Here is a 25,932-nt window from a genome sequence, read left to right on the forward strand (position 1 = left end):
CCGCCAGACTGCATTTGCGGCAGCGTGCAGAACCGTCCACGGACCCGGAGCCGCGTCATGAGCCACACCCCCTTCGTTCTCACCGACGAGCTGCGCGCGGCTGTCGCCAGCTTCTTCGAGCGCATTCCGTTCAACCGGCTGCTGGGCATCGAGCTGGATGAGCTGAGTGCCGAACGGGTCACCATGCACCTGCCGATGAAGCCCGAGCTGATCGGCAACTTCGTCCAGGGCATTCTCCACGGCGGGGTGATCTCGACCCTGCTGGATGTCTGCGGCGGCGCCATGGCGCTGATCGGTGCCTTCGACAAGCACCAGCACCTGTCCAGCCAGGAACGCATGACGCGCTTGTCCAAGCTTGGCACCATCGACCTGCGCGTCGACTATCTTCGCCCTGGCCGCGGTCAGCGCTTTACCGCCACGGCCGTATTGTTGCGTTCCGGCAACAAGGTGGCGGTGGTGCGTAGCGAGCTGCACAGCGAAGACGGCACTCTGGTCGCCGTCGGCACCGGCACCTATCTGACGGGTTAGCGCAGCAGACGGGTCAGCAGACGGTCGAGTGAATTGGCAAAGGCCTGGCGATCCTTCTCGCCATAGGCTGCCTGACCGCCACCCACCTGCCCCTGTTCGCGCAGGTCGGTAAACAGGTTACGCACCGCCAGCCGCTCACCCATGTTGCGCTCGTCGAACTCACGGCCACGGGGATCGAGGGCGGCCACACCCTTCTTCACCAGACGGTCGGCCAGCGGCACATCGCTGCAGATCACCAGATCGCCCGGCTCGGCGTGTTCGACCAGATGATCGTCGGCCGCATCGGGGCCGCTGGGCACCACGATCAGCCGGACACAGGCGAAGTTGGGCCGCGCCACGGCCTGGCCCGCCACCAGCACCACCTCGAAGCCGCGCTTGAGGGCGAACTTGACCACCTGATCGCGAGCCAGACGCGGACAGGCATCGGCATCGATCCACACCCGCACCGATCAGCCCTCCACGGCCAGGCGCAGTTGGCGGCTGCGCCACCAGTCACGCCCGTAGAACAGCGCGATCAGGGCCAGCACCAGCCCCTGCGCGGCCAGCCCATAGGCATCCGGATGCACGCCCAGCCAGTCCAGCTCGAAGAACGGCACCGGCGCCAGTGGCAGGCGCCCGGCTTCCTGCAGGGCGGCTACGCCATGCCCGGCGAACACCACGGCCAGCGCGCACATCAGCAGCGCATTGGCGCTGAAGAAGGCGCCCAGCGGCAACCGCGCGGCGCCGCGCAGAATGACCCAGGCCAGACCGAGCAGCAGCACCAGCGCAGCCAGCGCACCGGCGATCACCCAGGGCTGACCCGCAGCGCCGGCCTGCAGCCAGAGGGTTTCATAGAACAGGATGACCTCGAACAGCTCGCGGTACACCGCGATGAAGGCCAGCAGGGCGAAGCCGAAACGACCGCCACTGCCCAGCATCGACTGGCGCAGGTAGGCCTGCCAGGCATCGGCCTGACGCCGGCCATGCATCCACACCCCAAGCCACAGCAGCATCACGCTGGCGAACAGCGCCGTGCCGCCTTCGAGCAGCTCGCGCTGGGCGCCGCTGATATCCAGCAACAGGGCCGCCACGGCCCAGGTGGCGAAGCCGGCAACCAGTGCCAGGCCCCAGCCGACATGCACACTGCGGGTCGCATGCTGCTGACCGGTCTTGTTGAGGAAGGCGAGGATGGCCGCCAGCACCAGAATCGCTTCCAGGCCCTCGCGCAGCAGGATCAGCAGGCTGGAGAAGAAGCTCAGCGACTGACTCAGACCGTCACTGCCCAGCACTTCGACACAGCGCTGCAGCTGCTCGCCCGCCGCCTGCAGCCGAGACTCGGCCTCGCTGGCCGGCAGTTGCTCCTGCAGGGCCTGACGGTAGGCCATCAGAGCCTGTTCGGTGCGTTTGCGCTGGGCCGGATCGACGTTGTTCAGCGCCCCTTCGACCAGCTCGAAGCCTTCCAGATAGGCCGCCACGGACAGGTCGTAGGCCTGCTCGCTGGCACCCTCGCGATAGGCCTTCAGGCTGGCCTGCAGGGTCTCACGGGTGAACTCGATCAGTTGCGTCGAAGAGCGCTGCGGCAACTGCGGTTGCGCCCTCGCCGCACGGAACGCGGCGGCCTGTTCGCTGCCCTCGCTAGCCGCAATCGCCGCCGGTGTCAGGCCGCTGAGCTGCTGCAAGCTGAATGTCGAGGCCGGCGCCGGGCTACCCGCCGGCACGCTGAGGCTGGCGACATAGACGGCCAGATCCCAGCGCTGACGCTCATCCAGCTGATCGGCGAAGGCGGCCATATCGGTGCCGTCCACGCCCAGTGTCAAGGTGTTGAACAGGTCATACAGACTCAGCTGATCCAACCGCGCGGTATTGGTCAGGTTGGTCGGCGCCGGTTGCATGCCGATGCTGGCCGGACCATCGCCCTGACCGCCGACGCCGTGACACACGCTGCACTGCTGGGCGAACAGCTGGGCGCCGCGCTTGGCATCCGGGGTGATGGCCGGGCTCTGGCTGACCGCGTAGGCCTTGGCCAGTTGCTGAGCCAGGCTGCGCGCCTGCAGGCTGACCGCGGCGCCATCCTGACGCTGCTCGATGGCCTGCCCCAGTTGCGCCAGACCGGCGAGCAGAGAGGCCTGAGCCGCGCTGGCCGGCAGGCTCTGCACCAGAGTCGGCAGGAGCTTGGCGAACTCCTGCTGCTCGCGGTACTCGCTGGCATCGCGAATTTCACCCGCAGACACGGTGGCCGGGTAATCCGCCGCCAAGTAGCTCAGCAGATGCAGGGCCTTGGCGGCCGCGGCAGAGGACTCCTCCTGGGCCATGACGGGAGCCGTGCAGGCGAGCAGCAGCGGCAACAGGAAAACAGCGAAACGACACAGAGGATTCATTCGCAACAGCCAAATGAGAATGGGAACAGGTTGGATTGTCCTCTTCCTGCAGAGTTCCAACAATCCACCTGCGCCGGCTGACCTGCGGCGAAATGCCGCTTAGCCCGCCTCAGGCGGTGCGGCGAACGGTGGCCAACAGACCGGCCGCAGCGATAAAAAGGCCGCCGAAGGTGCGGTTGAGCAGACGCTGCTGGTGCGGCTCGCGCAAGGTCCGCAGCACCCGAGCCGCCAGTCCGGTGTAGCCGGCCATCACCACCAGATCGACGGCCACCATGGTCAGGGCCATCAGCAGGTACTGACCGAGCAGCGGCTGCCGGGTGTCGAGAAACTGCGGCAGCACCGCGAGGATGAAGACGATGGCCTTGGGGTTGCTGGCGTTGACCAGAAAACCGCGCAGCACCAGCGTCAGCGGGCGGCCAAGCGGGCGCTCGCCGGTGGCGGCAACTATCTCGCTGGGCGGCGCCACCCACTGTTTCCAGCCGAGGTAGACGAGGTAGGCGACGCCGAACCACTTGATCAGCCCGAACGCCAGCTCGGAGGTGGCCAGCACCGCACCAAGGCCAGCGGCGACGATGGCGATCTGCAGCAGCAAGGCCAGCTGCAAGCCTATGGCGTTCCAGTAGCCGCGCCAGAAGCCGTAGTGCAGGCCGGCGCTCATCGAGGCAATGGCACCGGCACCCGGCGACAGGCTGATCACCCAGCAGGCGATGAACAGGGCAATCCAGGTATCCAGGCTCATGGCATCCTCACTTCAATCAACGACGGTTCAGCGTAATGCTGCCGCCGGCGCCGGGAAAGCCCGGGGCTCGCGGCACAGAGTCACTCGGCCTGGGCCAGTTGCTGTTCCAGGCTTTCCAGCTCCTCCAGCGCCGCCATCCAGGCCTCCTCCAGCTCGGCCTCGCGGCTCTTGAGCTGGGTCTGGCGGGCCAGCAGGTCGCGCAGCTCATCCTTGCGCGCCGCCTCGTACAGCGCACTGTCACCGAGACTGGCTTCAACTTGGGCCAGCTGCTCATGCAGGGTAGACAACTCCTTCTCCAGCTTGTCGGCGGCCTTCTTGTGCGGTGCCAGTTGCTGGCGCAACGCGGCGGCGGCCTGGCGCTGGGCGCGCTTGTCGGTCTTGTCGGGTGTACCGGCTGCCGATGCCGGCGCATTAGTGGCCGCCTGCCGCGCGCGGTAGTCCACCAGCCAGCGGCTGTAATCGTCCAGGTCGCCATCGAAGGGCTGCACGCGGCCATCGGCGACCAGCAGAAACTCGTCGGTGGTGCTTTTCAGTAGATGACGATCGTGGGAGACCACCAGCACCGCACCGGCAAATTCCTGCAGAGCCAGGGTCAGGGCCAGGCGCATTTCCAGGTCGAGGTGGTTGGTCGGTTCGTCGAGCAGCAGCAGGTTGGGCTTCTGCCAGGCGATCAGGGCCAGGGCCAGGCGCGCCTTCTCGCCGCCGGAGAAGTTCACCACCACCTCGTCACAGCGCGGACCGCGGAAGTCGAAGCCGCCGAGAAAATCGCGCAGGGTCTGCTCGCGCTCACCCGGGGCAATGCGCTGCAGGTGCAGCAGCGGGCTGGCCTTGGCGTCCAGGCCGTCCAACTGATGCTGGGCGAAATAGCCGATGGCCAGGTTTTCGCCGCGCGCCAGTCGCCCGCCCAGCGGCTGCAGCTCGCCGGCCAGGGTCTTGATCAGGGTCGACTTGCCCGCACCATTGGGGCCCAGCAGACCGATGCGCGCACCCGGCACCAGCTGCAGTTTGACCTGCTGCAGCACCGCCTTGTCGCCATAGCCCAACTGCCCTTCGCTGAGGTCTAGCAGCGGGCTGGAAATCTTGTCCGCCTCGCGGAAGCTGAACTCGAACGGCGAATCGACATGGGCCGGCGCCAGCTCTTCCAGGCGCTCCAGCGCCTTGATCCGGCTCTGCGCCTGGCGCGCCTTGGTCGCCTGCGCCTTGAAGCGGGCGATGTACTTTTCCATGTGCGCGCGCTGCGCCTGCTGCTTGTCGAACGCCTGCTGCTGCTGCGCCAGGCGCTCGGCGCGGGTGCGCTCGAAGGCCGAGTAGCCGCCGCGGTACAGCGTCAGCTTCTGCTGTTCGAGGTGCGCGATATGGTCGACCACCGCGTCGAGAAAATCGCGATCGTGGGAGATCAGCAGCAGGGTGCCGGGGTAGCTCTTGAGCCAGTCTTCCAGCCAGAGGATGGCATCAAGATCGAGGTGGTTGGTCGGTTCGTCGAGCAGCAACAGGTCGGACGGACACATCAGCGCCTGCGCCAGGTTCAGGCGCATGCGCCAGCCACCGGAGAAGTCGCCGACCCGGCGCTCCATCTGCTCACTGGAGAAGCCCAGGCCGGCCAGCAACTTGCGCGCGCGGGCATCGGCGGTATAGCCCTGGGCGTTATCCAGCTCGATGTGCAGACGGGCAATGGCGGTGCCGTCGTGCGTCTCCTCGGCCTGACTGAGCTGCTGCTGAATGCGCCGCAGCGGCTCATCGCCGTCCAGCACATAGTCCACCGCCAGGCGCTCGAGGTTATCGACTTCCTGACGCATGTGGGCAATGCGCCAGTCCGGCGGCAACTGGCAGTCGCCGGCATCCGGGCCCAGTTCGCCACGCAGCAGGGCGAACAGGCTGGACTTGCCCGCACCGTTGGCGCCAATCAGACCGGCTTTCTGGCCGGGATGCAGGGTCAGCTCGGCGCCTTCGAGGAGACGTTGCGGGCCGCGTTGCAGGGTAAGATTCTGTATCTTGATCATGACAGCCTGTTCGCTCCCTCGCGCGCGCCGCAAGCAGCGCGACAGGCGAAAAAGCGCAATTTAGCGAAAATGGATAGACCCGAGCGGCCACCGCATGGCCAGCTTCCGGGTTCTCTACGAAAGCGCGCAGTCTACCACTCATCGCCACGGAGCCAGCGATGCCAAGCGACCTGTGGAGTTTTGCCTGCGACCGCTACGCCCGTCCGGGTGTGGAAAGCGCCTGCCTGCAACTGCAGGCCCAGGGCGCGGATGTCTGCCTGCTGCTGACCGCCGGCTGGCTGGGCAGGCGCGGCGTAGCCTGCACGCCGGAGCGTGCCGAAGCCCTGCAGCAACAGGCCAGGACCTGGCAGCAGGAGGTCATCGTGCCGCTGCGGGAACAGCGTCAGCGCTGGCGCCAGGCCGCGCAGCAGGATGCCCGGCTGCAAGAACTGCGCGAAACCCTCAAGCAACTGGAACTGCAGGCTGAACGCTACCTGCTGGAGCGCCTGCAGCAACTCAGCGAGCACTGGCCCACCACTCAGAGCGAAACACTGGATGACTGGCTGAATGCACTGGGCGGCCCGCAGGCCGCCCAGTTGGAGGATGCGCAGCGGCAGTTACGCCGTGCGCTGCACGAAGCTTAAGCCTGCGGCTTGGCTTCGGCCGCTGGCGCGGCGGCAGGAGCAACAGCAGGCGCCGCAGCCGGCTTGGCCGCTACCGGTTTGGCGGCTGGCTTAGCGGTTGCCGGCTTTTTTACAGCCGGCTTGGCGGCCGGTTTTGCAGCGGGCTTGGCCGCCGGTGCTTTGGCCGCAGGTTTAGCCACCACCGGCTTGCTGGCGACCGGCTTCTTCGCCGCTACCGGTTTCGCCGCTGCTACGGGTTTCTTGGCGGCTGCCGGCTTGGCCGCAACAGGCTTGCTTGCCACCGTCTTGGCTACCGGCTTGCTGGCAGGCTTGGCAGCGGCCGGCTTGCGAGCAGCCGGTTTTGCCGCTGCTTTGGCTGGTGCCTTAGCGGCAACCGCCGGCTTGGCCTCACGCAGACCCAGCGCCTTGGCCGCAGCCTCGCGCACCTTGCCGACGCCCTGAGCCAGTTTGAGGCTGTCCTGGGCATCTTTCTTCAGTTGCTGGATGTACTGACGGGTCTCGCCCTGGCGCTTGGCCAACGTTTCCAGCAGCTCTTCGAGTTCGGTGATGGCGTTCTTGGCCTTGGCCTGCGCCTTGGCTTTGCCTTCAACGGCAGCGTGTTCCAGCTTGCTGCGCGCTTCGTGCAGTTTGGCCTGAGCCTTGCCGCGCTGCTTCTCCAGTTTGGTCAGCAGTTTCTCGGCATCCGCCAGGGCCTTGGCACAGGCATCCTCGAGGTGCTCAAGCAGGCTGTGGGAAAGTTGCTGGAGCAGATGCAGCGGAGTGGTCACTGACTTCTTCTTGGCCGGCATGATTGAGCCTCCTGGCGATGATTAAGCGCCCATACTAGACGGCCCGAAGTGGAGACGCCAACACCCGTCACCAGCGCACTGGCATAATCGTTCGCCTGTCCGGCCGGAGATTCCCCATGCGCTGTCTGCCCTTGCTGCTCGTCGCCCTCATCCTGCCATCGCCCGTCCTGGCCAAGCCCGACAATCCAGAGGAGCTGTCCTACAGCCTCGGCGTGCGCCTGGGTGAACGCCTGCGTGATGAAGTGCCGGAGCTGCAGCTGAAGGCGCTGCTCAAAGGTCTGCAGCAGGCTTATCGCGGAGAGAAACTGGAGCTGCCTGAAGACAAGATCGAAGCCTTGCTCGCCGCCCATGAAGCCAGACTGGCCAGTTCAACGGATGGCAGTCCTGCGCTGCAGGCCGAACGTCGCTTTCTGGCTCGGGAAAAGGCCAAGCCCGGCACCCATGAGCTGCCAGGTGGCGTGCTCTGGCGTGAGCTGCGCGCGGGCCAGGGCGCCAAGCCCAAGGCAAACCAGCAGGTGAGCGTGCGCTACAGCGGTCGCTTGGCCGATGGCACGCTATTCGATGAAAGCCGGGAGCCGCAGTGGTTTCACCTGGACAGCCTGATCGCTGGCTGGCGCAGCGCGCTGCTGGCCATGCCGGCTGGTGCGCGCTGGCAGCTGGTGATTCCGTCGGCGCAGGCCTATGGCGCAGAAGGCGCCGGCGACCTGATTCCGCCGCACGCGCCGCTGGTTTTCGAAGTGGAGTTGCTGGAAAGCCGCTGACCAGCAGCGGCTTTCGCGGGGTGCATCGTGAGGGCCCGGCAAACGCCGAGCAGAACCATCACACCGGCTGGGCGACCTGGCTGCTGTGCGCGGTATGCAGCACTTCAATCAGGCAGTCTTCCAGCTCAAAGCGTTCATGGAGCAGCTGGCCCAGGCGCTTCAGCTCACTGCTCAGACATTCGCCTTCACGGCTGTCGCCGTTGTCGCAACCATCGTTGAAAGCCAGCGCGGCCTCAGTGATGGCCTCGATGCGCGGGTAGATCTGTTTGGCCAGTTCCAACCCTCGCTGATCACCAAAGGCGCGGGCCTCGGCCATCAGTTGCTCGTACACCTCGAAATGCCCGGCCGACACGTAATCGACGAGGATCTGGCAGAAACCCAGCAACTCGGCACTGTGTGCCTTGGGGGCCGGCACCTCCGCATGCAACGCCTCGAAGGCCTTGATCAGCTCATGGCGCTCACGCAGCCAGCGATCGATCAGCAGGTGCACACCACCCCAGCGTTCCTGGGCACTTTGACAACTCTCAAGCATGACGATTCTCTTCCCTATGAAGTTCTCGTTATTGATCCCCGCCGTGAACACTCCTGTCACGGCACTGCGGATGGGAAGGCGCTGCGGATAGTTTTTTATGTTGGCAGGGGTGAGGCCCGCGGCGCGCAAAGCCAGATTATGCCCGTGGCATAACGCCAGCAAGCGCGGCTTTCATACGGGCGTTTAATTGCCGGAGACGCTAGCGGCAGCGCCCGGCGCGGCGGGGCAGAGCTTAATCCCCCGGCGGCAAGGCACGACGCATGAGCCTGGAGGCCAGACCATGCGCCGCTTCCGCTTCAGCTGCGGCGCAGCCCCTGATAGAGCGCCAGACCGATGCAGACGACGAAGCCAAGCAGGCTCAGCTCGGGAATACTGAGGCCGAACAGGGTCCAGTTGACCTCGGCGCAGTCGGCACTGCCATGCAGTACCACGCGGATGATTTCCTGAAACGGAAAGGCCTGCAGCATGTAGTCCAGGCTTGGCAAGCAGGCGGGCAACTGATCAGCCGGCACGGTCTGCAGCCAGATCTGCCGGCCGGCAGTGGCGGCGCCGCCCAGAGCAAACAGTCCGGCCACGCCGGCATAGCCCATGCGACCGCCACGCCCCGGATTGTGTACAGCTGCCAACAGGCAGACCAGGCCGAAGGCAATCAGCAGGATTCGCTGCACGATGCACAGCGGGCAGGGTTCCTGACCCAGCACATGCTCCAGATACAGCGCCGCGCCCATCATGGCGACACAGGCAAGAAAGGCGAGAGCGAACAGATTGCGGGGACTGGCCAGCGGCATGACAACACCTGTGGGTAAGAGAGGCGGCTACGGTAGAGGAAAGCGCCCGCCCCTTTCAAGCAAGGGCGCGGGCGTTAGTCGCTGATAGACCGCCTTGTGTCGCCAGAGTTTCAGCCGTGCTGCCCGGGCATGGGCAGGGCGGGCAGGCGCTGTTCCAGCAGTTGCACGCTTTCCTGAAGCAGCTGGTTACTGCGTTCGGGGTCCCCCAGGTGGGCCAGCAGGCGACCCAGCTCGGCACAAGTCTCGGCCGTGCGGGCAAAGCTCAGGCTGCTCTCGAAGTACTCACGCGCCTTGCCCCACAGCTGGCACTGCAGGCACAGACGGCCGAGGCAGAGCAACAGAGCAGCATCGCCGGGATTATCCTTGAGCCAGCCTTCGGCCAGCTGCAGCTGGCGCGCCGGATCGCGACCACGCAGGCTGCCGAACAGCCCCAGCAGGTCGCGCCGGAAACCACGTTTGAGTACCGCGCGCAGGGCTTCTTCGGCCTCAGCCTCGGCCCCTAGTTGCTGCAGCTGCTCGGCATACACCACCACCAGCTCGGCCTGCTCGCGCTGGACTTTGCTCAACTGCTGCCAAGTACGCTGCAGCGCCTGGCTGTCGCGACTGGCCAGTCCCTCGCTGCCGGCGGCACGCAGACGCCCCTGCCAAACCTGCAGTTCCAGACGGTCCAGCTCTTCTGCCGCCAGCACCTTGGCCTTACGCAATTCAGGCAGCAGACCGAGCAGCGCGGACCAGTCACCCCGCTGCTGCTGCACCCGCAGCAGGTGGCGCAACACCTGACGATGCAGCGGGTGACGCTTGGCCATGACTTCCAGAGTCTCCAGAGCGCCCTGCAACTCGCCACGGGACTGCTGCATCTCGGCATGCGCCAGAGCAATGGCAAGCTCCGCCTTGGGCTGACGATCCAGCGCCCGCTCCAGCAGACGCTCGCTCTCCTCGACCTGCCCCAGCTTGTGCGCGGCGCGCGCCGCGCCCAGGTAATGCATCAGCGGACGCGCCTCGCCTTCGGCCGCGCGTTGCAGGTGACGCAGGGCCCGCGCCCAGCGCCCCTCGGCCAGATCGAGCATGCCCTGCTCGGCCGCCAGCTGCACGCGGCGCTGATTGTTGCGACGCGACCAGGGATTGATAACCCGCCCGGAAGCACCGAGCAGACTCACCAACCACCAGCTCAGCCGCCACAACAGCCACAGCGAAACCAACAGCACCAGGGTGAACCACAGGCTCGATTCGAAACGAAAGCCCTCGAAGGCAATCAGCACATAGCCGGGCTCGGGAGCCTCGACGAAGAAATACAGCCAGGACCCGGCGGCACCCAGCAAAACCAGCAACAACACAACACGCAGGATCATGGCGCCGGTTCCTCTTGCACTGCCGCGGCGGGCGTTTCCGGCAGAGGCTGGGCATTGATGCTGTCATGCCGGCGCAGGTAGGTCTGCAGGGCGGCCAGGGCCGGGTCGAGATCAGGCACCGCCACGGCGACCGGCTGAGTACCCAGGGCCTGGATGCGCGCCAGCAGGGCCTGGCTCTGAGGGGTATCCAGGTTGAAGTAGGTAGTCAGGTTCTGCTCGGCCTGTTTCAGGGCATTGGCATAGATGTCCTGCTGGGCGTTCAACGCCGCCCACTGCGCCTGCTCCAGCGCCAGCGAAATGCTCAGCTGAACCTGAGCCAGCCCCTGGCCAGTGAGTTGCGGGCGCACACTCTGGGCCGCATTGAATTCGATGCGAAAATACGGCGAGACGGTTTCCCAGACATCCGCCCACCAGCTCTGCCCATCCCCTTCAGACAACAGGTTGAGGTTATCCGCGGCGCCCTTTTCGAACTGCGGGCGCAGGCTCTGTACGCCCCCCACCTGCTCGCGCAGGGCCGCCAGTTGCAGGAACAGCCCCGTGCGGTCGGGCTTGGGCAGGCTGCGCAGCGCCTCCAGACTCAGTGCCAGTTGCTCGCGGGCGGCGAACGAGGCCGGATCATCCTGCTCGCGGAGAATATCGTCGGCCGCCTTGACCAGTGCTTCGGCGCTGTTGATGTCCTGCAGGGCCTTAAGACGCAGGGTAGCCAGACGCAGTAGATGCTCGGCCTCGGCCAGACGCCAGTGTTCGCGGCTCTCGCCCAGCAGGCGGTCGAGGCGCTCGGCCAGCACCTGCTGCTCGCCCTGCACAGTGGCCAGCAGACGCTGACGTTCCTCCAACTGAGCAGGGGTCGGCAGCTCGGCCAGGCGGGCCTGCAGCTGCTGGTCACGTTGCGCCAGGCTCTGAGTGGCCCCAGTCGCCTCGTTGAGCTGCTTGATCAGCAGCTGCTCACGGGCCTGCTGCGCCTGCTGCTGCAGGAGCGACCAGCCCGCCACGCCACCCGCCGCTGCAGCCACCAGCAGGGAGAGCAGAGCAAGGCCGTTACCCCGTTTGGCTGCTGCGGCAGGTGCAGGAGCCGGCTGGGGTTTCTCGCTGGGCGCGGCAGCAGCCGGTTGTTCGAGAGAGGTAGAAACTGCGTCGCTCACGTATCCATCCTTTGCTCGTCGAGAGCTGCTTGTTTAGAACTGCCCTAGGGGGCGGGCCGGGAATCGAGCACCGCCAGCAGGGCCGGCGCACTCGCGCCCCGGCAATCAATCACATCAGTGGCGCCGGCCTGTCGGGCCAGCTCGGCGACCCGCGGGCTGGGCACGAACAGCGGCATGTGCTGTAGCTCGCGCCAGTCAGCGGCGGCCAGTTCGCGCAGACGCTCCAGCCCTTCGCCACTGCTGACCAGCAGGCCATTGAGGCGCTGCTCACGCACCCGCGCCAGCACCGCGCCGGGCGCATAGAACGGCTGCACACGGCGATAGAGTGGCAGATAGTCAACCGTGACGCCTTGGCCGCGCAAGCACTCGGCGAGGAAGTCTCGGCCAGTCTCGCCGCGCAGAATCAGTACATGGGGATCAGACACCTGCAGCGCTTGCTGCAGTTCAGGCAGGGCCAGCAATGCCTCGCTATCGTCGCCGCTCGCCGGCCAGAAGGCATCCACACCATAGTTGTGCAGCAGTTGGCCGGTGGCCGCGCCGACGGCAAACCAGCGCAAGGCCGGCGGCTCTGCCCAGTAGCGGCCCAGCAGCTCCAGCCCCAAACGCGCGGCCGGTTTGCTGACCACGATCACCGCGCTGTAGCGTGGCAGCTCACGGAAGGTGGTGTGCGCCTCGGCCGTCTCGGCCAGCGGCTCGATCGCCAGCAATGGCATGGCGCTGCTGAACACCCCCCGTTCGGCCAGAGTGGCGGCCAGCGCCGCACACTCCTCGACCGGTCGGGTGATCAGCAGCCGCCAGGTCACGGATGTCCGGCCTCGCCATAGACCGCACGCAGGATATCGTCGGCGCCCTGCGCCAGCAGCGCCTCGGCCACCTGCACACCCAGGGTTTCAGCATCCGCCGACGCCGCCCGAGCTTCGGCCCGCAGCAGGCAGCCACCATCTGGCTGGCCAACCAGACCGCGCAGCCACAGCTGCTCGTTTTCCAGAATCGCGTAGCAAGCGATCGGCACCTGGCAGCCGCCGTTGAGGTGCTTATTCAGCGCGCGCTCGGCGGTCACCCGCAGAGCGGTCTCACGGTGGTGCAAGGGTGCCAGCAGGGCATGAATCTCGGCATCGGCCGTGCGGCACTCAATGCCAACGGCACCCTGACCACCGGCCGGCAGGCTGTCATCGACGCTGATCGAGGAGCGGATGCGCTCGGCAAAACCCAGGCGAATCAGACCGGCGGCCGCGAGGATGATGGCGTCGTACTCGCCGGCATCCAGCTTGGCAAGGCGGGTATTGACGTTGCCGCGCAGGAACTGGATTTTCAGATCCGGACGCCGCGCCAGCAGTTGGGCCTGACGGCGCAGACTGGAAGTACCGACCACGCTGCCGGCCGGCAGCTCGTCGAGGCTGGCGAAGGTGTTGGAGACAAAGGCATCGCGCGGGTCTTCGCGCTCGCAGATGCAGAACAGACCAAGCCCGTCGGGGAAGTCCATCGGCACATCCTTCATCGAATGCACGGCGATGTCGGCTTCGTTCTCCAGCAGAGCAGTTTCCAGCTCTTTGACGAACAGACCCTTGCCGCCGATTTTCGCCAGCGGCGCATCGAGCAGCTTGTCGCCGCGACTGACCATCGGCACCAGGCTCACGCGCAGGCCGGGGTGGGCCTGTTCCAGGCAAGCCTTGACGTATTCGGCCTGCCACAGGGCCAGGGCACTCTTGCGGGTAGCAATGCGGATTTCGCGGGAAGACATGACGGCTCTCGATACGAATGAACGCCGGCATGATAAGACAGCCCGGCGGGTGGTGCACCCGCCGGAAGTCAATGAAAAGACGCTGAAGAAATAGTCAGAGGTGATGCATCAACTTGCGCACACCCGCCACATGCCGGCGGCTGACCGTCAGAGCCTCAGTCTCCATGCCCCGCAGGAACAACTGGAAATGCCCCAGCGGGGTACGCTGCAGCCGCTCGATGCGCTCGCGCGAAACCAGCGCATTGCGGTGAATGCGCACGAAGCGCTCACCGAACTCATCCTCCAGCGCCTTCAGCGGCTCATCCAGCAGCACCTCTCCGCCTTCATGGCGCAGGGTGACGTACTTGTGATCGGCGATGAAGAACATCACCTGATCCAGTGGAATCAGCTCGATGCCTTTGCGCGTGCGGGCACTGATATGGCTGCGCGGCCCGCTGCCACCGGTGGTGGGCGGCTTGGTCAGCGCGGCCAGCTGTACCCGGTTGGGTCGCTCGGCCTTTTTCAGTGCCTCGCGCAGCGCCTCCGGGCGTACCGGCTTGACCAGATAGCCCACGGCACTGACCTGGAAGGCTTCCAGGGCAAATTCGTCGTGGGCGGTGCAGAAGATCACCGCCGGCGGTGCATCGCGCTCGCACAGCTTGGCAGCCACCTGCAGGCCATCCAGCCCCGGCATGCGGATATCCAGCAACACCACATCGGGCTTGAGGCTGTCGATCAGCGCCAGCGCTTCTTCGCCGTTGCTGGCCGAGGGCTCGAGCACGCGGCAACCCTCGAGCTCGGCCACCATGCGTGCCAGGCGCTCACGGGCTAATGGTTCGTCATCGACTATCAGGACATTCATAACGCTCGGGCTTCCTGCGAGAGTCTTTCACAAGGATAGCGTAGACAGGTGAAGTGCCGTCCGTCACGGCGCTCTGCACTCAGAGTAGCTGCCGCGCCGAAAAGTGCCGTCAGTCGCGCTTCAATATTCCCCAACGCCTGATGCGTCCCGCGCGAGGGCTGACCATCGCCGGTCTCGTCATACGGATTGCTCACGCAGAGGCTGAACACGCCATTGCGGTAATCCCCTTCGACCCGCACCAGGCCGCCCTCGATACGCGGCTGGATGCCGTAGATCAGGGCATTTTCCAGCAAGGGCTGCAGGGTCAATTGGGGAATCGGCAGGTCATCGGGCACACCCTCCACCTGCCACTCCAGTTGCAAGCGATCACCCAGGCGGTACTGCTCGATCGACAGATAACGCCGGGCCAGCGCCAATTCGTCGCACCAGGGCACCAGGGTGCCGGGCTTCGCCAGGCTGGCGCGGAACAGATCGGACAGATCGAGCACGGCCTGCTCGGCCTTGTATGGGTCCACCGCCACCAGACTGGCGATGCTGTTCAGGCTATTGAACAGAAAATGCGGGCGGATGCGCGCCTGCAGCGACTCGATGCGCGCCCGCAGCTCGGCCTGTTCCTGACGGCGCCACTGGCTCTGCAGGTAGAAATAGCGCAGCAGCAACGCCGACATGATCAGCGCGATCAGGGCATGGCGCAGGTACAGGTTGACCTCGCCACTGCGCGGCAGTTGCCCGCCCAGATCGTAGTAATCGGCCACCAGGGTGCAGGCAAGGGTCAGAACCACCACCAGCGCGCTGCACAGGCAGCCCGCCAGCCAGGGCCGGAGCTGGGCCAGCAGCGGGCGCAGCCGGCACATGCAGGCGGCCGAGAGCAGCACGATCCACTGCACGAACAGCGAGGTCAGCGCCAGGCGCACCCAGTCGAAGTCCGGCAGCATCGGCTCGGCCAGCACCAGCACCAGCACCAGCAGCTCGGCCAGCAGAATCAGGGCGAACAACGCCTCCGACTCGCACAGCTCGGGAAGGAAGAAATCGTCGTCGATCGCCGGCCTAGACGCCGGCTTGAGCCTTGGATTGAACATGGATGGAGTTTCCCCGGCACACAGCCGGCCGACAAGCGGTATGAGTGCCGATCGGGCAAAAACCACCGGTGAACGGCAGCCCATACCGGCAAAGTGTGACGCCGACCCCGTCCCCACGCTGCCAGGCAAAGGCAGCAGGCAAGGCCACGACCCTGTTATTATCGACACAATTTGTCGTTCTGCAGGCGCCAGCCTGCCCCACTACGAGCCAGCCATGAGCACTGAAAAAACCAACCAGTCCTGGGGCGGCCGCTTCAGCGAGCCCGTCGACGCCTTCGTTGCCCGCTTCACCGCTTCCGTCGATTTCGACAAGCGCCTGTACCGCCACGACATCATGGGCTCGATCGCCCACGCCACCATGCTGGCCAAGGTCGGCGTACTGACCGCCGAGGAACGTGACGCCATCGAAGCGGGCCTGAAGCAGATCCAGGCCGAGATCGAAGCCGGCCAGTTCGACTGGCGCGTCGACCTGGAAGACGTGCACATGAACATCGAAGCACGTCTGACCGACCGCATCGGCATCACCGGCAAGAAGCTGCACACCGGACGTAGCCGCAACGACCAGGTGGCCACCGATATCCGCCTGTGGCTGCGCGACGAGATCGACCTCATCCTCGCCGAGATCACCCGCCTGCAGCAGGGTCTGCTGGGTCTGGCCGCAGCCGAAGCGGACACCATCATGCCCGGTTTTACCCACCTGCAGACCGCCCAGCCGGTGACCTTCGGCCACCATCTGCTGGCCTGGTTCGAGATGCTGTCGCGCGACTACGAACGCCTGGTCGACTGCCGCAAGCGGGTCAACCGCATGCCGCTGGGCTCGGCTGCGCTGGCCGGCACCACCTACCCGATTGCCCGCGAGATCACCGCCGAGCTGCTCGGCTTCGATCAGGTCGGTGGAAACTCGCTGGACGGCGTTTCGGACCGCGACTTCGCCATCGAATTCTGCGCTGCCGCATCCCTGGCGATGATGCACCTGTCGCGCTTCTCCGAAGAGCTGGTGCTGTGGACCTCCGCGCAGTTCCAGTTCATCGACCTGCCCGACCGCTTCTGCACCGGTTCCTCGATCATGCCGCAGAAGAAGAACCCGGACGTGCCGGAACTGGTACGTGGCAAATCCGGCCGCGTATTCGGCGCCCTGACCGGCCTGCTGACCCTGATGAAAGGCCAGCCGCTGGCCTATAACAAGGACAACCAAGAAGACAAGGAACCGCTGTTCGACGCCGCCGACACCCTGCGCGACAGCCTGCGCGCCTTCGCCGACATGGTCCCGGCGATCAAGCCGAAGAAGGACATCATGCGCGAGGCGGCCCGCCGCGGCTTCTCCACCGCCACCGACCTCGCCGACTATCTGGTGCGCAAGGGTCTGCCCTTCCGCGACTGTCACGAGATCGTCGGCCACGCGGTGAAGTACGGCGTGCAAACAGGCAAGGACCTGGCCGAGATGAGCCTGGACGAGCTGCGCCAGTTCAGTGACAAGATCGAAGGCGACGTGTTCGCCGTGCTGACCCTGGAAGGCTCGGTCAACGCCCGCGACCATATCGGCGGCACCGCGCCGAACCAGGTACGCGCCGCCGTGACCCGCGGCCAGCAACTGCTGGCCAGCCGCTGATTGCTGCACGCGCTGTCGCTCACACGACCGGCAGCGCGTGAGGCTATCACCGCCTGCATGCCAAACCTACGTCGCCTGCTAGCGGGCCTGCTGCTGATCGTCGCCGGCCCCTGCCTGGCACATGACTGTCCGCGCGATTACCGCGTCGGCGTATCGCCGATCGGCTACAGCTATTACCTCGACGCCCAGGGCCAGCCCACCGGTTCGTCCTTCGATTTCTATGCCGAACTGAGCCGCCGCTCCGGCTGTCGTTTCAATCTGACGGCCGTGCCGCGCGCACGCTCCTGGTACCTCCTGGAAAACCAGGAAGTCGACCTGATCACCCCGACCATCCGCACCCCCGAGCGCGATCACCTCGGCGTGTTCATCGAGTACTTCCGCGGCCACAGCGATCTGCTGATCCGCCGCGAACTAGCGCCGCAGATCCACTCGCTGAGCGACTTCCTCGCCCAACCGACCCTGCAGCTGGGACTGGTACGCGGCCACTCCAACGGTCCGGCGCTGGACGACCAGATCGCCCTGCTGGATGGCAACCGCGTGCAGTACGCGGCCGACCCGCACAATGTGTTCCTGCGCCTGCAGGCCGGACGCATCCAGGGCACCATCATGCCGGCCGGGCTGTACCAGAAGGAGGTCGACGATCTCGCCCTGCACGATCAGCTGCAGCTGATCCGTATCGCCGAAGCCGATGCCTTTGCCACCGGCGCCTACCTGTCGCGCCTGAGCCTGGGGCCGGAGGAACTCGCCCACCTGCAGCAGCATATCCAGAGCATGCTCGATGACGGCACCCTGCGCGAGCTGCTGACCCGTCGCCACGGCAAACCTCTGACCGACCGTTACTACCTGGATACGCCGGCACCCTGACAACCCAGCCCCCTGCACTTGAACGCAGGGCTATGCCACACTGGGCACAAGGTTATTGCTGCAGCCCATGGGGACCGCCATGCCTGATCATGAACGTCCGCGCTACCAGCTCAGTGCTGCCGGTGCCAACTCGACGAGGGAAAAATCGACATGAACGACCCCGTACAAAACAATGCCGAAGATGATGAAGACTTCGCCGCCGAGCGCCTGCTGGAAGCCGTGCAGAACCAGATCGACGCCGACAGCCCGCCCGCAGCCCGCGCCACCTTCAACAAGCTGACGCTGGTTGGCTATCCGGCCGAAGAAGCCCTGGAGCTAATGGCTCAGGTGCTGGCCCATGAGGTCAGCGCCATGCTCGACGCCGATCGCCCCTTCGACCTGCCCTGGTACGAACAGGCATTGCGCGCCCTGCCGACGCTGCCGGACGAGGCGTAGCGACATGATCAGGTGGGGCCGGCTGCGCCACCTGAGCCCCCTGCTGCTCGCACTGCTGGGCCGTCTGACGCTGGCCGCGCCACTGCCGCAGATCGGCGCCGAAGACGATTGGTATCCCTACACCGCGCTGCGCGATGGCGAGATTCGCGGCATGTCCGCCGACATTGTGCGCGCGGCCTTCGCCGCCGCCGACACGCCTGTCGAACTGATCGCCTACCCCTATGCACGCTGCATGTATCTGGCACGCATCGGCAAGCTGGCCGGCTGCTTCAATACCACTCCAGACGAGCAAGTCCGGCATGATTTCCGCCTGCCTCGGCAAGCACTGTTCAACGACGACATCCTGATCTGGACACGTCGCAGCCAGGCAACGCCACTGACCCAGCTGGCAGATCTCAGCGGCCGGCGCATCGCCGTCACCCTTGGTTATGAGTACGGCCCGAGCTTCGATGGCTACAGCGGCGTGCAGCGCATTGCCGTGCGCCAGGACATCAACGGCTTCCGCATGCTCGAACGCGGCAGGGTCGATTACAGCATCGCCTTCCGCGGCACCAGCGAGCAGTTGTTCCGCGACAACCCCAGCCTGCAGGGGCTCTTTCAACCCGTGTACACGGCGCACCAGGCCGAGCTGTTCCTCAGCTTTTCCCGCGAGCATCGCGACGCCCGCCGCCTGCTGCAACAGTTCGAGCGGGGCATGCAGATCATTGCCAAAAACGGGCGCTACCAGCAGATTCTCAGCCAATGGCAGCATCAGCGGCCGACACTACTGAAAGCTGACACCCGTCACTAGGCGCGAGTCTTGCCGAACACCTAGACTGCAGTCAGCTGCCCGTGCGAAGGCAGCCCCCTTCCCCTGCCGTGGAGGCACCCATGACGTTTACTCCCGATATGATCGCCGAACTGGAACTGCTGGCCCTGTACAACCTGGACAACCACCAGGAAGGCATCAAGGTGCATAACAATGCCAACTCCAAGGCGATCGGCGCCGTCACCCGCCTGCATCAGAAAGGTCTGATCAGCGCCGCCGATGGTGGCTACCTGACCAGCCTCGGCCTGGATGCCGCCGAGCACGCCCAGGCCCTGCTGACCATCCTCAACTCCAAACCCTAAAGCGCCGGGCCAGGCAGACGATATAGCGGAACCCAACCCGCGCCGGATGGAATGCAGTCCATGATCCGCCAACCGCACATCCATCTGGATATCGACGAAGGCATTGACCGCAAGGAGCTGGCGCGCCTGCGCGGGCGCTTCCTCAGCCTCAACCAGACCCGCCTGCAGCGCGCCAGCAGCGCCCTGTCGACCCGCCAACAGCTGGTCCTGCGCCTGCTGCCGCTGCTGTTCCACGTCAACCATCCGCTGCTGCCGGGCTATGTCTCGGCCAGCACCCCTGCGGGCCTCAGCGGTTTCGAGCCGGACGACGATCTGCTCGCCGAAGCCCAGCGCCTGACCCGCTCGTTCAGCTACAAGCCCCGCCGCGGCAACCCGCCACAGCCTATCCAGGCACTCTTCCTCATGGGCAGCCTGGGCACCGTGGCCCAGGCCGAGGAAAGCGACCTCGACCTATGGGTGTGCCACTCGCCGGAATTGTCCACCGCGGAAGTCACCGAACTGCAACGCAAGTGCCAGCTGCTGGAGGCCTGGGCCTCCAGCCAGGGCACCGAGCTGCACTGCTTCCTGATCAACCCCGGCACCTTCAGCCGCGAGGATCGCGAAGCCAGGCTGACCTCCGACGACTGCGGCACCACCCAGCACTACCTGCTGCTCGACGAGTTCTACCGCACGGCGATCTGGCTGGGCGGACGCACTCCGCTGTGGTGGCTGGTGCCGGTCAAGGACGAGGCGCGCTACGCCGAGTTCACCCAGGCCCTGCTGAGCAAGCGCTTCGTCCGCGCCGACGAGGTCATCGACCTCGGCCACCTCGCCCACATCCCGCCCAGCGAGTTCATCGGTGCCGGCATGTGGCAACTGTTCAAGGGCATCCACTCGCCGTTCAAGTCGGTGCTCAAGCTGCTGCTCACCGAGGTCTACGCCAGCGAGCACCCCAACACCCGCTGCCTGTCGCTGCGTTTCAAGGAGGCGGTATTCGCCAACCAGCTGGATGCCGACGAGCTCGATCCGTACATGGTCATTTACCGCCGTCTGGAGGAATACCTCGGCCAGCGCGACGAGCAGGAGCGTCTGGAACTGGTGCGCCGCTGTCTGTACCTGAAGGTCGGCAAGAAGCTCAGCAAGCCGCCGCGCAACCGCAGGAAGAGCTGGCAGCGCCTGCTGCTGGAACGCCTGACCGCCGACTGGCACTGGGACCAGCGCCAGTGGGAGCGCCTGGATGCCCGCGACAGCTGGAAGGTCCGCCAGGTCCAGAGCGAACGCCGCGCCCTGGTCAACGAGCTGACCTACACCTACCGATTCCTTGCCCAGTTCGCCCGCCAACTGCAAGTTGCCAGCCCGCTGAGCGGCCGCGACATGGGCATCCTCGGCCGGCGCCTGTACGCCGCTTTCGAGCGCAAGGCCGGCAAGGTCGAATTCATCAACCCCGGCATCGCCCCTGACCTGGCCGAGGAGCTGCTCAGCCTGGTGCAATGCCCGAGCCCCGAGGATGACCAGGAGCAGCAGTGGGCGCTGTTTGCCGGCAGCCTGGCCGGCAGCGAATGGCAGGATCACTCGCCGCTCAAGCGCAGCCGCCACCTGATCGAACTGCTGGCCTGGGCGCAGCGCAACGGCGTGATCGACAACAGTTCGCGGATCGCCATCCAGCCCGGCGAGAGCGACCTCAACGATTTCGAACTGTCCAACCTGCTCGGCAGCCTGCAGCACAGCTTCGCCCTGCCACTGCCGGAGGTGGACGACCAGGCCCTGCTCGAACCGAGCCGGCCGAGCGAGGTGCTGCTGCTGGTCAACGTCGGCCTCGACCCGCTGCGCCAGCACAGCCAGCAGAACATCCACATGACCAGCGAACGCACTGACTCGCTGGGCTACGCCGGCCTGCGCGAGAATCTGGTACTGAGCCTGGATCAGGTCTGCCTGAACAGCTGGAACGAGCTGCAGGTCAGTCGCTACGACAGCGCCAACGCCCTGCTCGACAGCCTGCGCGACTACCTCAATGCCCTGCCAGCCAGCGGCCCGGCACCGCGCCTGCAAGTGCGCTGTTTCTGCCGCAACCGCGCGCCGGCCATTGCCCGCCGGGTCGAGGAGCTGTTCCAGGAAGTCATTGCCTGCCAGAACAGCGGGCGCAGTCGTTTCCTCCTGCAGATCCAGCAGCGTTTCTACCTGTTCGATCTGACTCCCGGCCAGGTCAGCTACCAAGCGGTCAACGGCATCGCCGCCCTGATCAGCCTGCTGGGCGAGGAACAGAGCGACTTCAGCCCACTGGCCCTGGACCGCCATGCCCTGGAGGGCGAGGACCTGGCGCTGATCCTGCCGCAGGGCAAGCCTGGCTGCGTGCAGGTGTTCTACCGCCGCGATGGCGAGGCAGCCGAACTGCACGTGCTGGATGAACGCAACGCGCTGTGGCGCCAGCGCCTGCCGTTTCGTGACGAACAGAGTCTGCTGACTCCGCTGCAGCGCTTCCTCAGCTCGGTGCAGCAGCGCCAGAGTGCGCTGAAATCACTCAGCGACCTGCCCGGCCAGCCGCTGGAGCTGCGCTACTACGAACTGCTGCCGCCCCTGCCGGGTCGCGCCCAGAGCCTGGAGCGTCGCGGTGCCCCGCAACAGGCAGAGCGCCAGCCCTACTACCCGGTGCAGGCGATCATCGAACAGAGTGCCGGCAACCGCCGGCATGTCACCCTGTACTGCAACCACCGTGAGTTTTCCGAGCTGGAGTACGGCACCGGGCTGTTCCCGGCGGTGGCCCGGCACATTCTCGCCCAGCGCGAGGGCGGTCAGCGTTACCCCTGCTACATCACCGACCTCGATCTCTCCGCCACCCCTGGCGGAGCCGCGGTGGAGACCCTGCACTACCTGCGCTACAAGGCCGAGTTGGAGCAGGCGCTGAATCAGGCCCTGCAGGAGGCCTGACAAGGCTCAGTGCTGGTAAGCACCGGCGGCTTCGGGCTGATACTCCACGGCCAGCAGGGTCAGGCGCAACGGCTTACCGGCCGGCCCCGGCCAGTCGATCTGCTGGCCCACCGACAGACCAAGCAGGGCACAGCCGACCGGCGCGAGGATCGACACACGCCCCTCGGCGCCGGCGTCCTCGGGAAATACCAGGGTCAGGTGGTAATCCTTGCCGCTGCTTTCCTCGCGGCAATGCACCCGCGAATTCATCGTCACCACACCAGCCGGCACCTCGTCATGCCCCACCACCTGGGCCCGCGCCAGCTCTGTTTCCAGAGCACGGGCACTCGGGCCGAAGTCCTCCAGGCTGTCGAGCAGGCGCTCCAGGCGCTGCAGATCGAGACGGGTGATGGTGATCGGCGGGTTGAGACTCATGGTGTGTACGGCGCTCCTCATGACAAAAAAGAAAACCCCGCCCGAAGGCGGGGTTTGCTGAACGACTGGTCAGATAAAACCGACCGTACCACAGGCGGGGGAATAAGCAAGACCGCTGGGTCAGCGCGCCGCGCGTGCCTGCCGCCGGGCCTGCGCCACAGCGCAGATGGCCTGGCGCCGCGCCGCATCGGCCGGACCCCATTCGAGGATTTCGCTAAGGCTGCGACCGCAACCGAGGCAGATGTCCTGCGCATCCAGGCAACACTGGCGCACGCAGGGCGAAGCAGGGCCGGCAGAAGGCGGCCCGCTGGCGGGATCAGAGGTCTTCGAACTCAATGGCTTCACCGGCCTGCTCGGCGGTGACGCGCAGCAGCAGCTCGCCCAGCGGCTCGTCATTGCTGTCGCACAGCCAGCGCTGGCTCTCGGCGTCGTAGTCGAAATGGAAGCCACCGGAGCGCGCCGCCACCCACAGCTGACGCAGTGGCTCCTGACGGCTGAAGATCAACTGGCTGCCATTCTCGAAGCGCACGGTGAGCACGCCAGCACTGTTCTCTAGGTCGATATCCAGATCGCAGTCATCCAGCACATCCTCGATCGCCTGCTGGGTGGCATCGACCAGATCATGGAACCGCGCTTCACTCAAACTCATTACCGCACCCTCAAAAAATGTTGCCTGCATCCGCAGGTTGATGAGCTGCTCAGTATCCCCAAGCCGGGGCGCTTTGGCACGTTCAATTGTGCTGGCGGCGGTATTCGGCCGGCGTCTGCCCGGTCCAACGGCGGAAGGCTCGGGCCAGCGAGCCGGCCTCGCTGAAACCGACCAGAAAGGCGATATCGGCCAGCTCCAGCGCCGGGTCGCGCAGGTAGTGCAACACCAGTTGCTGGCGGGTTTCATCGACCAACTGGCTGAACGACAGCCCCGCCTCGCGCAGGCGCCGCTGCAAAGTGCGCGGACTCAAGGCCAGCTGCGCCGCCAGTTGCTCCAGTTCAATACCCTGCTCCGGCAACTGCCGCGCCAGCAGCGCGCGGGCGCGGTCGAGCACGCTGTGACCCTGCTCGATCTCACTCAGCCGGCGGTCCGCGTAGGCATCCAGCATCAGGCGTACCTGCGCATCGGCCTGGCCCAGCGGCAGGCTCAGCAGGCGCTTGGGGAAAATCAGGGCATTCTGCGTCTGGGAAAATTTCACCGGGCAGCGGAACAGACGCTGGTGCTCACGGGTATCGGCCGGAACCGGATGCTGGAAGTGCACTTCCAAAGGCGGCTCCTCGAGCCCGGTGACCCAGCGGCCGAAAGTCACCCAGCCAGCCAGCGTCTCTTCGGCGATCTGCCGTTGTTGCTGCGGCAGCAGCGGCGTCCAGCGATGCACCACCAGCGGCTCGGGGCTGTCGCCCTGGGGCCAGTCCTCCAGCTCGATATGCCCCAGATTGCCCACCAGCGCGGCGTAGCGGGCCTGCCGGTGCAGTGCATCGGCCAGCGTCGGGCAGCTCATGATCAGGTAGCCGAGCACGCCGTAGTAGCCGGGACGGATGGCTTCGCCCAGGTGCAGGCCGAGACAGTCGTCGCCACTCAGGCGCACGCCCTGCCCCAGCAGCTCCAGGTAGGTGCTGGCGGCTATGCGCTGGTCGCGCTGGGCCAGAATTTCCGGGCTCAGTTGGGCCCGCGCCAGCAACTGCGCCGGCTCGATGCCTAGGCGCGCGAGATAGTCGACCAGCCCCTGCAGGTACGCCACGGAAACCGAGCTGGCCAGTGTCGCCAACGGCTGCATATCCACTCCTTGATGATTCACGCGCCGACAGCCTGCCACAAGCACGCCCGCTCTGGGCAGTGATACCCCGCGAAAGGCCCGCCAGACGGGCTTGACAGCGCATAGGCAAGGCGCCGGGGGGTCGGTATACTCCGGGCCATTCACGATTTTGCAAAGGATTCCGCCATGAAGCGCCTGCTGCTTCCCTTCCTCGCCCTCGTCGTCCTCGCCGGTGCCCTGACGGGCTGCGGCCAGAAAGGTCCGCTGTACCATCCGGATGACCAAGACGCAGTCAAAGAACGCGACAAAGACGTCTTTCTCTAAGGGGTAATCATGGAAGCTTTCTCCCGCCGCGACGGCCAGCTGTTCGCGGAAGGCGTGGCCCTGTCCGCCGTTGCCGAGCGCTTTGGCACGCCGACCTACGTCTACTCGCGCGCCCATATCGAAGCGCAGTACCGCGCCTATGCCGATGCCCTGACTGGCATGCCGCATCTGGTGTGCTTTGCCGTCAAGGCCAACTCCAACCTCGGCGTGCTGAATGTGCTGGCCCGTCTGGGTGCCGGTTTCGATATCGTCTCGCGTGGCGAGCTGGAGCGAGTACTGGCCGCCGGCGGCAAGGCCGACAAGATCGTCTTCTCCGGTGTCGGCAAGAGCCGTGACGACATGCGCCGCGCGCTGGACGTCGGCGTGCACTGCTTCAACGTCGAATCCACCGTCGAGTTGGAGCGCCTGCAGGTCGTCGCCGCCGAGCTGGGCAAGGTTGCCGCGATCTCCCTGCGGGTCAATCCGGACGTCGATGCTGGCACCCACCCGTACATCTCCACCGGCCTCAAGGAAAACAAGTTCGGCATCGCCATCGCCGACGCGGAAGCCGTTTATGCCCGCGCCGCCGAGCTGCCGAACCTCAAGGTGGTCGGTGTCGACTGCCATATCGGCTCGCAGCTGACCAGCCTGCCGCCCTTCCTCGATGCCCTCGACCGCCTGCTGGCGCTGATCGACCGTCTGGCCGCCCGCGGCATCCGCATCGAGCACCTCGACCTCGGTGGCGGCCTCGGCGTGCGCTACAAGGACGAAACCCCGCCGCTGGCCGGTGACTACATCGCCGCCGTGCGCGAGCGCATTGCCGGTCGCAATCTGGCGCTGGTGTTCGAGCCGGGCCGCTCCATCGTGGCCAATGCCGGCGTGCTGCTGACCCGCGTGGAATACCTCAAGCACACCGAACACAAGGACTTCGCCATCATCGATGCGGCGATGAACGACCTGATCCGCCCAGCCCTGTACCAGGCCTGGATGGACGTGGTGCCGGTCAGCCCGCGCGAAGGTGAAGCCCGCGCCTACGATCTGGTCGGCCCGATCTGCGAGACCGGCGACTTCCTGGCCAAGAACCGCGAGCTGGTGCTCGAAGAAGGCGACCTGCTGGCCGTATGCTCAGCCGGCGCCTACGGCTTCGTTATGAGTTCCAACTACAACACCCGCGGCCGCGCCGCAGAGGTGCTGGTGGATGGCGAACAGGCTTTCGAAGTACGCCGTCGCGAGACGCTCGAGGAACTCTATGCCGGCGAAAGCCTGCTGCCGGAGTAAGC

The 25,932-nt window shown here is 65.8% G+C and carries 27 protein-coding genes and 1 pseudogene; 11 read left to right on the top strand and 17 right to left on the bottom strand.

Annotation, left to right across the window (positions count from 1 at the left end):
* The first annotated feature begins 57 nt into the window (after positions 1 to 57).
* Entirely contained in the window at positions 58 to 528 is a 471-nt protein-coding gene (locus tag HNP49_RS03080; RefSeq protein WP_184680509.1) for a thioesterase family protein, read from the top strand.
* Here HNP49_RS03080 and HNP49_RS03085 read toward each other — a convergent pair.
* From HNP49_RS03085 to abc-f, 4 genes are all read right to left on the bottom strand, one after another.
* Positions 525 to 974 (bottom strand): YaiI/YqxD family protein, encoded by a 450-nt coding sequence (locus tag HNP49_RS03085; RefSeq protein ID WP_184680511.1) that lies wholly within the window; start codon positions 972 to 974, stop codon positions 525 to 527. The genes HNP49_RS03080 and HNP49_RS03085 overlap by 4 nt on opposite strands.
* Positions 975 to 977: 3 nt before the next feature.
* A complete protein-coding gene (locus HNP49_RS03090) occupies positions 978 to 2,885 on the bottom strand; it encodes a cytochrome c/FTR1 family iron permease (RefSeq protein WP_184680513.1) in 1,908 nt (635 codons plus the stop codon).
* Positions 2,886 to 2,994: 109 nt separating this feature from the next.
* The gene (locus tag HNP49_RS03095) at positions 2,995 to 3,624 is read right to left on the bottom strand and encodes a LysE family transporter (RefSeq protein WP_184680515.1); all 630 of its coding nucleotides are present in this window, start codon (positions 3,622 to 3,624) and stop codon (positions 2,995 to 2,997) included.
* Positions 3,625 to 3,704: 80 nt separating this feature from the next.
* The gene (gene abc-f, locus HNP49_RS03100; RefSeq protein WP_184680517.1) at positions 3,705 to 5,624 is read right to left on the bottom strand and encodes a ribosomal protection-like ABC-F family protein; all 1,920 of its coding nucleotides are present in this window, start codon (positions 5,622 to 5,624) and stop codon (positions 3,705 to 3,707) included.
* 158 nt (positions 5,625 to 5,782) lie between these two features.
* On the opposite strand from abc-f, the gene HNP49_RS03105 reads away from it, so the two are divergent.
* Entirely contained in the window at positions 5,783 to 6,247 is a 465-nt protein-coding gene (locus HNP49_RS03105; protein ID WP_184680519.1) for a TIGR02444 family protein, read from the top strand.
* On the opposite strand, the pseudogene HNP49_RS03110 reads toward HNP49_RS03105, so the two are convergent.
* Positions 6,247 to 7,035, bottom strand: a pseudogene (locus tag HNP49_RS03110) (AlgP family protein); the annotation flags it as partial. The gene HNP49_RS03105 and the pseudogene HNP49_RS03110 overlap by 1 nt on opposite strands.
* A 116-nt stretch (positions 7,036 to 7,151) precedes the next feature.
* Between HNP49_RS03110 and HNP49_RS03115 the strand changes: the two are divergent.
* Complete coding sequence (locus HNP49_RS03115; protein ID WP_184680520.1) at positions 7,152 to 7,796, top strand: FKBP-type peptidyl-prolyl cis-trans isomerase; 645 nt, start codon at positions 7,152 to 7,154, stop codon at positions 7,794 to 7,796.
* A gap of 58 nt (positions 7,797 to 7,854) precedes the next feature.
* Here the strand turns inward: HNP49_RS03115 and rsd are convergent, their stop codons facing one another.
* From rsd to HNP49_RS03155, 8 genes are all read right to left on the bottom strand, one after another.
* Positions 7,855 to 8,328, bottom strand: a complete 474-nt coding sequence (rsd, locus tag HNP49_RS03120; RefSeq protein WP_184680521.1) for a sigma D regulator — start codon at positions 8,326 to 8,328, stop codon at positions 7,855 to 7,857.
* A gap of 296 nt (positions 8,329 to 8,624) precedes the next feature.
* Positions 8,625 to 9,116, bottom strand: coding sequence for a disulfide bond formation protein B (locus HNP49_RS03125; RefSeq protein ID WP_184680523.1), 492 nt, complete (start codon positions 9,114 to 9,116; stop codon positions 8,625 to 8,627).
* A 110-nt stretch (positions 9,117 to 9,226) separates the two neighbouring features.
* A complete protein-coding gene (locus tag HNP49_RS03130) occupies positions 9,227 to 10,465 on the bottom strand; it encodes a heme biosynthesis HemY N-terminal domain-containing protein (protein ID WP_184680524.1) in 1,239 nt (412 codons plus the stop codon).
* Positions 10,462 to 11,607, bottom strand: a complete 1,146-nt coding sequence (locus HNP49_RS03135) for a uroporphyrinogen-III C-methyltransferase (RefSeq protein WP_184680526.1) — start codon at positions 11,605 to 11,607, stop codon at positions 10,462 to 10,464. The genes HNP49_RS03130 and HNP49_RS03135 overlap by 4 nt, the downstream gene beginning before the upstream one ends.
* 44 nt (positions 11,608 to 11,651) lie before the next feature.
* Positions 11,652 to 12,410, bottom strand: coding sequence for a uroporphyrinogen-III synthase (locus HNP49_RS03140; protein WP_311772058.1), 759 nt, complete (start codon positions 12,408 to 12,410; stop codon positions 11,652 to 11,654).
* Positions 12,407 to 13,348 carry a hydroxymethylbilane synthase gene (hemC, locus tag HNP49_RS03145; protein WP_184680527.1) on the bottom strand — a complete coding sequence of 314 codons (942 nt, stop codon included), beginning with the start codon at positions 13,346 to 13,348 and terminating at the stop codon, positions 12,407 to 12,409. The genes HNP49_RS03140 and hemC overlap by 4 nt, the downstream gene beginning before the upstream one ends.
* 94 nt (positions 13,349 to 13,442) lie before the next feature.
* Positions 13,443 to 14,189, bottom strand: a complete 747-nt coding sequence (locus HNP49_RS03150; RefSeq protein ID WP_184680528.1) for a LytTR family DNA-binding domain-containing protein — start codon at positions 14,187 to 14,189, stop codon at positions 13,443 to 13,445.
* Complete coding sequence (locus tag HNP49_RS03155) at positions 14,186 to 15,268, bottom strand: sensor histidine kinase (RefSeq protein ID WP_184680529.1); 1,083 nt, start codon at positions 15,266 to 15,268, stop codon at positions 14,186 to 14,188. The genes HNP49_RS03150 and HNP49_RS03155 overlap by 4 nt, the downstream gene beginning before the upstream one ends.
* 214 nt (positions 15,269 to 15,482) lie before the next feature.
* Between HNP49_RS03155 and argH the strand changes: the two genes are divergently transcribed.
* The 6 genes from argH to HNP49_RS03185 all read left to right on the top strand — a co-directional run bounded on the left by argH (position 15,483) and on the right by HNP49_RS03185 (position 22,190).
* Positions 15,483 to 16,877 (top strand): argininosuccinate lyase, encoded by a 1,395-nt coding sequence (argH, locus tag HNP49_RS03160; protein WP_184680530.1) that lies wholly within the window; start codon positions 15,483 to 15,485, stop codon positions 16,875 to 16,877.
* 57 nt (positions 16,878 to 16,934) lie between these two features.
* A complete protein-coding gene (locus HNP49_RS03165; RefSeq protein WP_184680531.1) occupies positions 16,935 to 17,741 on the top strand; it encodes an ABC transporter substrate-binding protein in 807 nt (268 codons plus the stop codon).
* A 150-nt stretch (positions 17,742 to 17,891) separates the two neighbouring features.
* Positions 17,892 to 18,176: a hypothetical protein gene (locus HNP49_RS03170; RefSeq protein ID WP_184680532.1), complete on the top strand. Its 285-nt coding sequence runs from the start codon at positions 17,892 to 17,894 to the stop codon at positions 18,174 to 18,176.
* A 4-nt stretch (positions 18,177 to 18,180) separates the two neighbouring features.
* Positions 18,181 to 18,966, top strand: coding sequence for an ABC transporter substrate-binding protein (locus HNP49_RS03175; RefSeq protein ID WP_184680533.1), 786 nt, complete (start codon positions 18,181 to 18,183; stop codon positions 18,964 to 18,966).
* Positions 18,967 to 19,046: 80 nt separating this feature from the next.
* A complete protein-coding gene (locus HNP49_RS03180; RefSeq protein ID WP_184680534.1) occupies positions 19,047 to 19,286 on the top strand; it encodes a TIGR02647 family protein in 240 nt (79 codons plus the stop codon).
* Between the two features lie 60 nt (positions 19,287 to 19,346).
* Complete coding sequence (locus HNP49_RS03185; protein WP_184680536.1) at positions 19,347 to 22,190, top strand: class I adenylate cyclase; 2,844 nt, start codon at positions 19,347 to 19,349, stop codon at positions 22,188 to 22,190.
* 6 nt (positions 22,191 to 22,196) lie between these two features.
* Here HNP49_RS03185 and rnk read toward each other — a convergent pair whose 3' ends face one another.
* The 4 genes from rnk to HNP49_RS03205 all read right to left on the bottom strand — a co-directional run bounded on the left by rnk (position 22,197) and on the right by HNP49_RS03205 (position 24,370).
* A complete protein-coding gene (gene rnk / locus HNP49_RS03190; RefSeq protein ID WP_184680537.1) occupies positions 22,197 to 22,604 on the bottom strand; it encodes a nucleoside diphosphate kinase regulator in 408 nt (135 codons plus the stop codon).
* 120 nt (positions 22,605 to 22,724) lie between these two features.
* Entirely contained in the window at positions 22,725 to 23,000 is a 276-nt protein-coding gene (locus HNP49_RS03195) for a DUF1289 domain-containing protein (RefSeq protein WP_184680539.1), read from the bottom strand.
* Complete coding sequence (cyaY, locus tag HNP49_RS03200; RefSeq protein WP_184680541.1) at positions 22,921 to 23,253, bottom strand: iron donor protein CyaY; 333 nt, start codon at positions 23,251 to 23,253, stop codon at positions 22,921 to 22,923. The genes HNP49_RS03195 and cyaY overlap by 80 nt, the downstream gene beginning before the upstream one ends.
* A gap of 82 nt (positions 23,254 to 23,335) precedes the next feature.
* Positions 23,336 to 24,370: an AraC family transcriptional regulator gene (locus tag HNP49_RS03205; protein ID WP_184680542.1), complete on the bottom strand. Its 1,035-nt coding sequence runs from the start codon at positions 24,368 to 24,370 to the stop codon at positions 23,336 to 23,338.
* Between the two features lie 165 nt (positions 24,371 to 24,535).
* Between HNP49_RS03205 and lptM the strand changes: the two genes are divergently transcribed.
* Entirely contained in the window at positions 24,536 to 24,673 is a 138-nt protein-coding gene (lptM, locus tag HNP49_RS03210) for an LPS translocon maturation chaperone LptM (RefSeq protein WP_095939696.1), read from the top strand.
* Between the two features lie 9 nt (positions 24,674 to 24,682).
* Positions 24,683 to 25,930 (top strand): diaminopimelate decarboxylase, encoded by a 1,248-nt coding sequence (lysA, locus tag HNP49_RS03215; RefSeq protein ID WP_184680544.1) that lies wholly within the window; start codon positions 24,683 to 24,685, stop codon positions 25,928 to 25,930.
* Positions 25,931 to 25,932: the final 2 nt, after the last annotated feature.

The organism is Pseudomonas fluvialis, assembly GCF_014207935.1.
Classification (GTDB): Bacteria; Pseudomonadota; Gammaproteobacteria; order Pseudomonadales; family Pseudomonadaceae; genus Aquipseudomonas; species Aquipseudomonas fluvialis_A.

Coding starts and splice junctions, on each gene's coding strand:
- HNP49_RS03205 (WP_184680542.1), bottom strand. CDS start 24,370: ATGCAGCCGTTGGCGACACTGGCCAGCTCGGTTTCCGTGGCGTACCTG.
- HNP49_RS03105 (WP_184680519.1), top strand. CDS start 5,783: ATGCCAAGCGACCTGTGGAGTTTTGCCTGCGACCGCTACGCCCGTCCG.
- rsd (WP_184680521.1), bottom strand. CDS start 8,328: ATGCTTGAGAGTTGTCAAAGTGCCCAGGAACGCTGGGGTGGTGTGCAC.
- HNP49_RS03195 (WP_184680539.1), bottom strand. CDS start 23,000: ATGACGAGCCGCTGGGCGAGCTGCTGCTGCGCGTCACCGCCGAGCAGG.
- HNP49_RS03090 (WP_184680513.1), bottom strand. CDS start 2,885: ATGAATCCTCTGTGTCGTTTCGCTGTTTTCCTGTTGCCGCTGCTGCTC.
- abc-f (WP_184680517.1), bottom strand. CDS start 5,624: ATGATCAAGATACAGAATCTTACCCTGCAACGCGGCCCGCAACGTCTC.
- cyaY (WP_184680541.1), bottom strand. CDS start 23,253: ATGAGTTTGAGTGAAGCGCGGTTCCATGATCTGGTCGATGCCACCCAG.
- HNP49_RS03185 (WP_184680536.1), top strand. CDS start 19,347: ATGATCCGCCAACCGCACATCCATCTGGATATCGACGAAGGCATTGAC.
- argH (WP_184680530.1), top strand. CDS start 15,483: ATGAGCACTGAAAAAACCAACCAGTCCTGGGGCGGCCGCTTCAGCGAG.
- HNP49_RS03125 (WP_184680523.1), bottom strand. CDS start 9,116: ATGCCGCTGGCCAGTCCCCGCAATCTGTTCGCTCTCGCCTTTCTTGCC.
- HNP49_RS03155 (WP_184680529.1), bottom strand. CDS start 15,268: ATGTTCAATCCAAGGCTCAAGCCGGCGTCTAGGCCGGCGATCGACGAC.
- HNP49_RS03115 (WP_184680520.1), top strand. CDS start 7,152: ATGCGCTGTCTGCCCTTGCTGCTCGTCGCCCTCATCCTGCCATCGCCC.
- HNP49_RS03080 (WP_184680509.1), top strand. CDS start 58: ATGAGCCACACCCCCTTCGTTCTCACCGACGAGCTGCGCGCGGCTGTC.
- HNP49_RS03180 (WP_184680534.1), top strand. CDS start 19,047: ATGACGTTTACTCCCGATATGATCGCCGAACTGGAACTGCTGGCCCTG.
- HNP49_RS03150 (WP_184680528.1), bottom strand. CDS start 14,189: ATGAATGTCCTGATAGTCGATGACGAACCATTAGCCCGTGAGCGCCTG.
- HNP49_RS03095 (WP_184680515.1), bottom strand. CDS start 3,624: ATGAGCCTGGATACCTGGATTGCCCTGTTCATCGCCTGCTGGGTGATC.
- HNP49_RS03175 (WP_184680533.1), top strand. CDS start 18,181: ATGATCAGGTGGGGCCGGCTGCGCCACCTGAGCCCCCTGCTGCTCGCA.
- lysA (WP_184680544.1), top strand. CDS start 24,683: ATGGAAGCTTTCTCCCGCCGCGACGGCCAGCTGTTCGCGGAAGGCGTG.
- hemC (WP_184680527.1), bottom strand. CDS start 13,348: ATGTCTTCCCGCGAAATCCGCATTGCTACCCGCAAGAGTGCCCTGGCC.
- HNP49_RS03170 (WP_184680532.1), top strand. CDS start 17,892: ATGAACGACCCCGTACAAAACAATGCCGAAGATGATGAAGACTTCGCC.
- HNP49_RS03130 (WP_184680524.1), bottom strand. CDS start 10,465: ATGATCCTGCGTGTTGTGTTGTTGCTGGTTTTGCTGGGTGCCGCCGGG.
- HNP49_RS03165 (WP_184680531.1), top strand. CDS start 16,935: ATGCCAAACCTACGTCGCCTGCTAGCGGGCCTGCTGCTGATCGTCGCC.
- lptM (WP_095939696.1), top strand. CDS start 24,536: ATGAAGCGCCTGCTGCTTCCCTTCCTCGCCCTCGTCGTCCTCGCCGGT.
- rnk (WP_184680537.1), bottom strand. CDS start 22,604: ATGAGTCTCAACCCGCCGATCACCATCACCCGTCTCGATCTGCAGCGC.